This is a genomic window from Kitasatospora sp. NPDC056531, assembly GCF_042794375.1.
Classification (GTDB): domain Bacteria; phylum Actinomycetota; class Actinomycetes; order Streptomycetales; family Streptomycetaceae; genus Kitasatospora.
This window is the reverse complement of sequence record NZ_JBHTTU010000248.1, coordinates 1-3476: the sequence shown is the minus strand read 5'-3', so window position 1 is coordinate 3476 and position 3476 is coordinate 1. Positions and strand designations below refer to the sequence as shown.

3 protein-coding genes are annotated in these 3476 nt (G+C 73.6%); 1 reads left to right on the top strand and 2 read right to left on the bottom strand.

Translation table 11 applies throughout. From position 1 onward, the window contains the following. Together ACFQ87_RS45130 and ACFQ87_RS45125 are read right to left on the bottom strand one after the other, a co-directional pair. Positions 1 to 1124 (bottom strand): FAD-dependent oxidoreductase (locus ACFQ87_RS45130; RefSeq protein ID WP_380616864.1); only part of this gene is annotated, 1124 nt, incomplete at its 3' end. Positions 1125 to 1282: 158 nt separating this feature from the next. After that, positions 1283 to 2101 (bottom strand): slipin family protein, encoded by an 819-nt coding sequence (locus tag ACFQ87_RS45125; RefSeq protein WP_380616863.1) that lies wholly within the window; start codon positions 2099 to 2101, stop codon positions 1283 to 1285. Between the two features lie 204 nt (positions 2102 to 2305). Between ACFQ87_RS45125 and ACFQ87_RS45120 the strand changes: the two genes are divergently transcribed. Then, positions 2306 to 3476: MFS transporter (locus ACFQ87_RS45120; RefSeq protein WP_380616862.1), on the top strand; the 1171-nt coding region annotated here is incomplete at its 3' end.

Sequence of the window (3476 nt, the reverse complement as noted above, 5' to 3'; positions counted from 1 at the left end):
CCCTTGGTGTGGCCGATCAGGCCGACCGGGCCGCGCTTGATCCAGCCGGTGACGTAGGTGGCGGTGCGGTGCGAGCCGGCGGCCTCCAGGACGCGCCCGGCCTCGTGCGGGACGGTGCCGGCGACCGGGTCGAAGGGCAGCTTGGGCAGCTCGTCCGAGTAGTAGCCGACGGCCCGGTAGACCGACTGGACGTCCCAGTCGGTGAAGCGGCCGGTGCCGCGGACGTTGCCGGTGCCGTCCAGCTCGGTGCGCTCGGTGCGCAGGCCGGCCACCCGGCCGTCCGCGCCGAGCACCTCCACCGGGGACTCGAAGAAGTGCAGGTAGACCCGGTGCGGGCGGTCGCCGACGTCGCGGATCGCCCAGTTCTCCAGCGTCGAGGCGACCAGGTCGACGTGCTTGACCGCGCGTCGCTCGGCGATCGAGCCGTCGTCGTACTCGATGTCCTCGGGGGCGACGATCACCTCGATGGTGGGGGAGTGGTCCAGCTCGCGCAGCTCCATCGGGCTGAACTTGGCCTGCGCCGGGCCCCGGCGGCCGAACACGTGGACCTCGACGGCCCGGTTGCGCTTCAGGCCCTCGTACACGTTCGGCGGGATCTCGGTGGGCAGCAGCTCGTCGGCGGTCTTGGCGAGGATCCGGGCGACGTCCAGGGCGACGTTGCCGACGCCGAGGACGGCGACCTTCTCGGCCTCCAGCGGCCAGCTGCGGGGCACGTCCGGATGGCCGTCGTACCAGGAGACGAAGTCCGCCGCGCCGTACGAGCCGTCCAGCTCGATGCCGGGGATGCCGAGTGCCCGGTCGGCCGTCGCGCCGGTGGCGAAGACCACGGCGTCGTAGTAGCGGTGCAGGTCGTCCAGGGCGAGGTCGGACGGGTAGTCCACGTTGCCGAACAGCCGGACCTGGGGCTTGTCGAGCACCTGGTGCAGGGCGGTGACGATGCCCTTGATGCGCGGGTGGTCGGGGGCGACCCCGTAACGGATCAGGCCGAACGGGGCGGGCATCCGCTCGAACAGGTCGATCGACACGCCGGGCGTCTGGGCGGCGTCGGACTTCAGCAGGGCGTCCGCGGCGTAGATGCCGGCGGGGCCGGCTCCGACGATCGCGACTCTGATCGGGCGGGTCATGCGGGCGGTTCCTCCGGTCGGGCGCAGCGGGAGGCAAGAGGTCTGGACCCTTGCAGCCAACCCGTTGGTCGCGCGGAGGTGTAGTCGGTGCTGATCTATGACGTCATAGAGCAGACCTATGGCCGACCCGGGAACGATCCGGGCCGGCCGGGTCGGCGTCAGCCGCCGTCGGCGGGCGCCTGCGGCGGGACGGCCGGGGCCTGCGCCGCGGCGTCGACGCCCTCGGCGACGCGCGCCGTGGAGGCCTCGAAGAAGCGCAGCAGCTCCACCGGGAACGGCAGCACCAGCGTCGAGTTCTTCTCGGCCGCCACCTCGACCACGGTCTGCAGCATGCGCAGCTGCATCGCCGCCGGGGTGTCGGCCATCATCCCGGCCGCCTCGGCGAGCTTGGCGGCCGCCTGGAACTCGCCGTCGGCGGTGATGATCCGGGCGCGGCGCTCACGGTCGGCCTCGGCCTGACGGGCCATCGAGCGCTTCATCGAGTCGGGCAGGCTGACGTCCTTGATCTCCACCCGGTCGATGTGCACGCCCCAACCCGCCGCCGGGCTCTCCAGCATGACCTCCAGGCCCTGGTGCAGGTGCTCCCGGCCGGACAGCAGGTCGTCCAGCTCGCTCTTGCCGATGACCGAGCGCAGCGAGGTCTGGGCGACCTGCAGCATGGCGAAGCTGTAGTTCTGCACGTCCACGGTGGCCTTGATCGGCTCGATCACGCGGAAGTACAGCACCGCGTCGACGCTCACCGAGACGTTGTCCTTGGTGATGCCCTCCTGGGCGGGCACCGGCATGGTGACGACCTGGACGTTCACCTTGCGCATCCGGTCGAGCATCGGCACCAGCAGGGTCAGGCCCGGCTCGCGGGCCGACCCGCGCACCCTGCCCAGCCGGAACACCACGCCGCGCTCGTACTGCTGCACCACCCGCACGCCGGTCATCAGCCAGAGCAGGACGACCACGACGACGATCACGAGTACTGCCACGCCTGTTCTACCTTCTCCCCGTCGCGGCGCGGCCGGGCCGGGTCCGGAGTGGCCCTGTCGCCGGGGCGCGTCGCGCGCAGCACAGTATGCGCCCGCCCGGCCCGCGCGGTAAGGCGTGTGAAGGGGGATCTTGACGCATCGTTGACGGCGGCCAGCCCGTACCGGCGGTCCGGCGCGGTACCGGGTACCGAGTACCGTCTGCGGATGACCACGATGGCCAACTCCCAGTCCCGAGAATCCGGTTCGGCCCGTCCGCCGCTGATGACCAGGGCCCTGCTGGTGCGCTTCGTCTCCCTGCTCGGCGGCTCGATCGGCTTCAACCTGCTGCTGTCCACCGTCCCGCTGTACGCCCAGGAGTCCGGCGGCGGCGAGCACGCGGCGGGCCTGACCACCGGCTCGCTGATGCTCGCCACCGTGGTCGGCGAGCTCCTCACCCCCACGCTGACCGCCCGCTACGGCTACCGCCCGGTGCTGGCCACCGGGTTGGGGCTGCTGGGCGCGCCCGCGCTGGTGCTCGCCCTGGCCGGGAGCATGGCGGCGGTGGTCGCGGTCTGCCTGCTGCGCGGCCTCGGCTTCGCGATCACCCTGGTCGCGGGCGGGGCGCTGACCGCCTCGCTGATCCCCGCCGAGCGGCGCGGCGAGGGGCTCGCGCTGGTCGGCCTGGTCTCCGGCGTGCCCGCCGTGCTCGGACTGCCGCTCGGTGTCTGGCTGGCCCAACACCTCGGCTACGGCTGGGTGTTCGCGATCGGCGCGGCGGCCCCGCTGCTCGCGGTCGGGTCCGTCCCCGCCCTGCCCGAGCGCGACCGTACGGGCGGAGCGGCCGTCGGCATCCGGCAGGGGCTGCGCTCCGGCGGACTGCTGCGCCCGGCCGTGGTGTTCGCCTCGACGGCGCTGGGGGCCGGGATCCTCGTGACCTTCCTGCCGCTGGCCGTGCCGTCCGCCGGTGCCGTCGCGGTGGCGCTGTTCGTCCAGCCGGGCGCCGCCACGCTGGGCCGCTGGCTGGCCGGGCGGTACGGGGACCGGCGTGGCGCGGCCCGGCTGGTGCTGCCCGCGCTGCTGGCCTCGGCGGGCGGGGTGCTGTTGCTGGCCTGGACGGGCAGTGCGGTGGCCGTGGTGGCGGGGGCCGCGGTGTTCGGCCTCGGCTTCGGCGTCGCGCAGAACACCACGCTGGCGCTGATGTACGAACGGGTGCCGGCGGCCGGGTTCGGGACCGTCACCGCGCTCTGGAACGTCGCCTACGACGGAGCGATGGGCGTCGGCGCGGCGGCCTTCGGGGCGGTCGCGGGAGGGACGGGGTACCGGTGGGCGTTCGCGCTCACGGCGGGGGTGATGCTGGCGGCGCTCGCTCCGGCGCTGTGGGACCGCCGCCGGGACC